Here is a 5,463-nt window from a genome sequence, read left to right as displayed (position 1 = left end):
GGAGCATCCGTTCCTTGAGAACTCAACAGCGTGCACTTGTCAAATGCCAAATAACCTCGTTCCAGCTTCGGCTGGGTGAGATTCCTTTGGATCAAGTCCAACCCTTTGGGGTTGGCGTTATGGATTGTCAGTATTGACATCCTTTTGGTCAGTTCAAACTCGCTGCGCACTTCTTTTTCCGTTGTGTGTATGCATTTTTCTTTTACGGAGAGTTTGATCCTGGCTCAGGATGAACGCTGGCGGCGTGCTTAACACATGCAAGTCGAACGGTGAAGCAGAGCTTGCTCTGTGGATCAGTGGCGAACGGGTGAGTAACACGTGAGCAACCTGCCCTGGACTCTGGGATAAGCGCTGGAAACGGCGTCTAATACTGGATACGAGACGTGGCCGCATGGTCAACGTTTGGAAAGATTTTTTGGTTCAGGATGGGCTCGCGGCCTATCAGCTTGTTGGTGAGGTAATGGCTCACCAAGGCGTCGACGGGTAGCCGGCCTGAGAGGGTGACCGGCCACACTGGGACTGAGACACGGCCCAGACTCCTACGGGAGGCAGCAGTGGGGAATATTGCACAATGGGCGAAAGCCTGATGCAGCAACGCCGCGTGAGGGATGACGGCCTTCGGGTTGTAAACCTCTTTTAGCAAGGAAGAAGCGAAAGTGACGGTACTTGCAGAAAAAGCGCCGGCTAACTACGTGCCAGCAGCCGCGGTAATACGTAGGGCGCAAGCGTTATCCGGAATTATTGGGCGTAAAGAGCTCGTAGGCGGTTTGTCGCGTCTGCTGTGAAAACTGGAGGCTCAACCTCCAGCCTGCAGTGGGTACGGGCAGACTAGAGTGCGGTAGGGGAGATTGGAATTCCTGGTGTAGCGGTGGAATGCGCAGATATCAGGAGGAACACCGATGGCGAAGGCAGATCTCTGGGCCGTAACTGACGCTGAGGAGCGAAAGGGTGGGGAGCAAACAGGCTTAGATACCCTGGTAGTCCACCCCGTAAACGTTGGGAACTAGTTGTGGGGACCATTCCACGGTTTCCGTGACGCAGCTAACGCATTAAGTTCCCCGCCTGGGGAGTACGGCCGCAAGGCTAAAACTCAAAGGAATTGACGGGGACCCGCACAAGCGGCGGAGCATGCGGATTAATTCGATGCAACGCGAAGAACCTTACCAAGGCTTGACATATACGAGAACGCTGCAGAAATGTAGAACTCTTTGGACACTCGTATACAGGTGGTGCATGGTTGTCGTCAGCTCGTGTCGTGAGATGTTGGGTTAAGTCCCGCAACGAGCGCAACCCTCGTTCTATGTTGCCAGCACGTAATGGTGGGAACTCATGGGATACTGCCGGGGTCAACTCGGAGGAAGGTGGGGATGACGTCAAATCATCATGCCCCTTATGTCTTGGGCTTCACGCATGCTACAATGGCCGGTACAAAGGGCTGCAATACCGTGAGGTGGAGCGAATCCCAAAAAGCCGGTCCCAGTTCGGATTGAGGTCTGCAACTCGACCTCATGAAGTCGGAGTCGCTAGTAATCGCAGATCAGCAACGCTGCGGTGAATACGTTCCCGGGTCTTGTACACACCGCCCGTCAAGTCATGAAAGTCGGTAACACCTGAAGCCGGTGGCCTAACCCTTGTGGAGGGAGCCGTCGAAGGTGGGATCGGTAATTAGGACTAAGTCGTAACAAGGTAGCCGTACCGGAAGGTGCGGCTGGATCACCTCCTTTCTAAGGAGCATCTGAAGTCTTCGGACTTCCAGAACCCAGTTCGAAGGCGCACGTTCTTCGCTGGGAGCTCATGGGTGGAACATTTGATGAGGCATCAGGGTCTGAGGGTTCTGCTGAGTACGCCGCTTGCGGTGGGAAAGGTGGGGTCGGAGGGGTTTGGTGCGTGCACGCTGTTGGGTCCTGAGGGACCGGGTGTGACTCCTTTGGGGGTTGCGGCTGTACCTCTGGGCCTTCTTCTGCTGCTTGTGCAGTGGGGGTTGGTACCGCCCGTACTTTGAGAACTACACAGTGGACGCGAGCATCTTAGAGATGAATCTTCGGATTCATTTCACAGGTGATCTTTTTTAGATCATTTAGTCAATTTTCGAGTTGACGATTCAAACTCATGTGATTTCAAGTCTTTAAGAGCAAACGGTGGATGCCTTGGCATCTGGAGCCGAAGAAGGACGTAGCAATCTGCGATAAGCCTCGGGGAGTGGATAAGCACACTTTGATCCGAGGGTCTCCGAATGGGGAAACCCCGCTGGGCGGCGTGCCGACCTAGTGACTCCCGCCTGAATATATAGGGCGGGTAGAGGGAACGTGGGGAAGTGAAACATCTCAGTACCCACAGGAAGAGAAAACAACCGTGATTCCGTGAGTAGTGGCGAGCGAAATCGGAAGAGGCTAAACCTAGCGTGTGTGATAGCCGGCAGGCGTTGCACGTTGGGGGTTGTGGGACTTTCTTGATCATCCTGCCGGGTGATCGACGTGACAGAAGCGTATAGACGAATGGTCTTGAAAGGCCAGCCATAGTGGGTGCCAGCCCCGTAGTCGAAATGCGTGTTCTGGCGTGGAGAGTATCCCAAGTAGCACGGGGCCCGAGAAATCCCGTGTGAATCTGTCAGGACCACCTGATAAGCCTAAATACTCCCAGATGACCGATAGCGGACAAGTACCGTGAGGGAAAGGTGAAAAGTACCCCGGGAGGGGAGTGAAATAGTACCTGAAACCGTTTGCTTACAAACCGTTGGAGCCTCCTTAGTAGGGGTGACAGCGTGCCTTTTGAAGAATGAGCCTGCGAGTTAGCGATACGTGGCGAGGTTAACCCGTGTGGGGTAGCCGTAGCGAAAGCGAGTCTGAATAGGGCGATTCAGTCGCGTGTCCTAGACCCGAAGCGAAGTGATCTATCCATGGCCAGGTTGAAGCGACGGTAAGACGTCGTGGAGGACCGAACCCACTTAGGTTGAAAACTGAGGGGATGAGCTGTGGATAGGGGTGAAAGGCCAATCAAACTTCGTGATAGCTGGTTCTCTCCGAAATGCATTTAGGTGCAGCGTTGCGTGTTTCTTGCCGGAGGTAGAGCTACTGGATGGCCGATGGGCCCTACAAGGTTACTGACGTCAGCCAAACTCCGAATGCCGGTAAGTGAGAGCGCAGCAGTGAGACTGTGGGGGATAAGCTTCATAGTCGAGAGGGAAACAACCCAGACCACCAACTAAGGTCCCTAAGCGCGTGCTAAGTGGGAAAGGATGTGGAGTTGCTGTGACAACCAGGAGGTTGGCTTAGAAGCAGCCACCCTTGAAAGAGTGCGTAATAGCTCACTGGTCAAGTGATTCCGCGCCGACAATGTAACGGGGCTCAAGCACGCCACCGAAGTTGTGGCATTGACATTATTGGTAGGCCTTCGTGGTCCAGCCGTGTTGATGGGTAGGAGAGCGTCGTGTGGCCAGCGAAGCGGCGGTGTGAACCAGCCGTGGAGGCTACACGAGTGAGAATGCAGGCATGAGTAGCGAAAGACGTGTGAGAAACACGTCCTCCGAAAGACCAAGGGTTCCAGGGTCAAGCTAATCTTCCCTGGGTAAGTCGGGACCTAAGGCGAGGCCGACAGGCGTAGTCGATGGACAACGGGTTGATATTCCCGTACCGGCGAAGAACCGCCCAAGCTAATCCAGTGGTGCTAAGAGTCCTAGCCAGGAATGTGTGGATCCCTTCGGGGTGATGCCGTCTTGGTGAACGCTCGACCCCATGCTGGTGCGGTTAGCGTATTAACAGGTGTGACGCAGGAAGGTAGCCCAACCCGGGCGATGGTTGTCCCGGGGCAAGTGCGTAGGCTGAGTCGTAGGCAAATCCGCGACTCGTTCGGCTGAGACACGATGCGGATAAAAAGTGGGTGATCCTATGCTGCCGAGAAAAGCATCGACGCGAGGTTCTAGCTGCCCGTACCCCAAACCGACTCAGGTGGTCAGGTAGAGAATACCAAGGAGATCGAGAGAATCGTGGTTAAGGAACTCGGCAAAATGCCCCCGTAACTTCGGGAGAAGGGGGGCCATCCACTTATACCAGCTTGCCTGGAAAAGGGTGTGGTGGCCGCAGAGACTAGTGGGTAGCGACTGTTTACTAAAAACACAGGTCCGTGCCAAGTCGCAAGACGATGTATACGGACTGACGCCTGCCCGGTGCTGGAAGGTTAAGAGGAGCGGTTAGCGTAAGCGAAGCTGCGAATTTAAGCCCCAGTAAACGGCGGTGGTAACTATAACCATCCTAAGGTAGCGAAATTCCTTGTCGGGTAAGTTCCGACCTGCACGAATGGCGTAACGACTTCCCAACTGTCTCAACCGCGAACTCGGCGAAATTGCATTACGAGTAAAGATGCTCGTTACGCGCAGCAGGACGGAAAGACCCCGTGACCTTTACTACAGCTTGGTATTGGTGTTCGGTGTGGCTTGTGTAGGATAGGTGGGAGACTGTGAAGCAGACACGCCAGTGTTTGTGGAGTCATTGTTGAAATACCACTCTGGTCACTCTGGATATCTAACTTCGAACCGTAATCCGGTTCAGGGACAGTGCCTGGTGGGTAGTTTAACTGGGGCGGTTGCCTCCCAAAAAGTAACGGAGGCGCCCAAAGGTTCCCTCAACCTGGTTGGCAATCAGGTGGCGAGTGTAAGTGCACAAGGGAGCTTGACTGTGAGACTGACAGGTCGAGCAGGGACGAAAGTCGGGACTAGTGATCCGGCAGTGGCTTGTGGAAGCGCTGTCGCTCAACGGATAAAAGGTACCTCGGGGATAACAGGCTGATCTTGCCCAAGAGTCCATATCGACGGCATGGTTTGGCACCTCGATGTCGGCTCGTCGCATCCTGGGGCTGGAGTAGGTCCCAAGGGTTGGGCTGTTCGCCCATTAAAGCGGTACGCGAGCTGGGTTTAGAACGTCGTGAGACAGTTCGGTCCCTATCCGCTGCGCGCGTAGGAAGTTTGAGAGGATCTGACCCTAGTACGAGAGGACCGGGTTGGACGAACCTCTGGTGTGTCAGTTGTTCCGCCAGGAGCACCGCTGATTAGCTACGTTCGGGATGGATAACCGCTGAAAGCATCTAAGCGGGAAGCCGGCCTCAAGATGAGACTTCCATACCTTCGGGTGAGAGGCTCCCAGCCAGACTACTGGGTTGATAGGCCAGATGTGGAAGCGCAGTAATGCGTGTAGCTGACTGGTACTAATAAGCCGATGACTTGATAACACTTCGTTTGAACTGAAGCTGTTCGCGTCCACTGAGTGGTTCTCGATGTACGGTCGAGAACCGCAGACAACATGATTCTTTTGTTGTGTGCATGACTTGAAACATCAATAGTGTTTCGGCGGCCATAGCGAGAGGGAAACGCCCGGTCCCATTCCGAACCCGGAAGCTAAGCCTCTCAGCGCCGATGGTACTGCAGGGGGGACCCTGTGGGAGAGTAGGACACCGCCGGACTCCTTTTAGAAA

General features: G+C 54.5%; 3 rRNA genes. All 3 read left to right on the top strand.

The window, feature by feature from the left end:
• Window positions 1-201: 201 nt before the first annotated feature.
• The 3 genes from ACYVJS_RS16385 to rrf all read left to right on the top strand — a co-directional run bounded on the left by ACYVJS_RS16385 (window position 202) and on the right by rrf (window position 5,451).
• A 16S ribosomal RNA gene (locus ACYVJS_RS16385) occupies window positions 202-1,724 on the top strand.
• Between the two features lie 391 nt (window positions 1,725-2,115).
• Window positions 2,116-5,220 (top strand): 23S ribosomal RNA (locus ACYVJS_RS16380).
• A 114-nt stretch (window positions 5,221-5,334) separates the two neighbouring features.
• Window positions 5,335-5,451, top strand: a 5S ribosomal RNA gene (gene rrf / locus ACYVJS_RS16375).
• Together the 16S, 23S and 5S rRNA genes form the textbook arrangement of a ribosomal RNA operon.
• Window positions 5,452-5,463 lie beyond the last annotated feature (12 nt).

This window comes from Microbacterium neimengense, assembly GCF_054782995.1.
The sequence above is the reverse complement of the archived record's forward strand: the minus strand, read 5'-3'. Positions and strand labels throughout refer to the sequence as shown.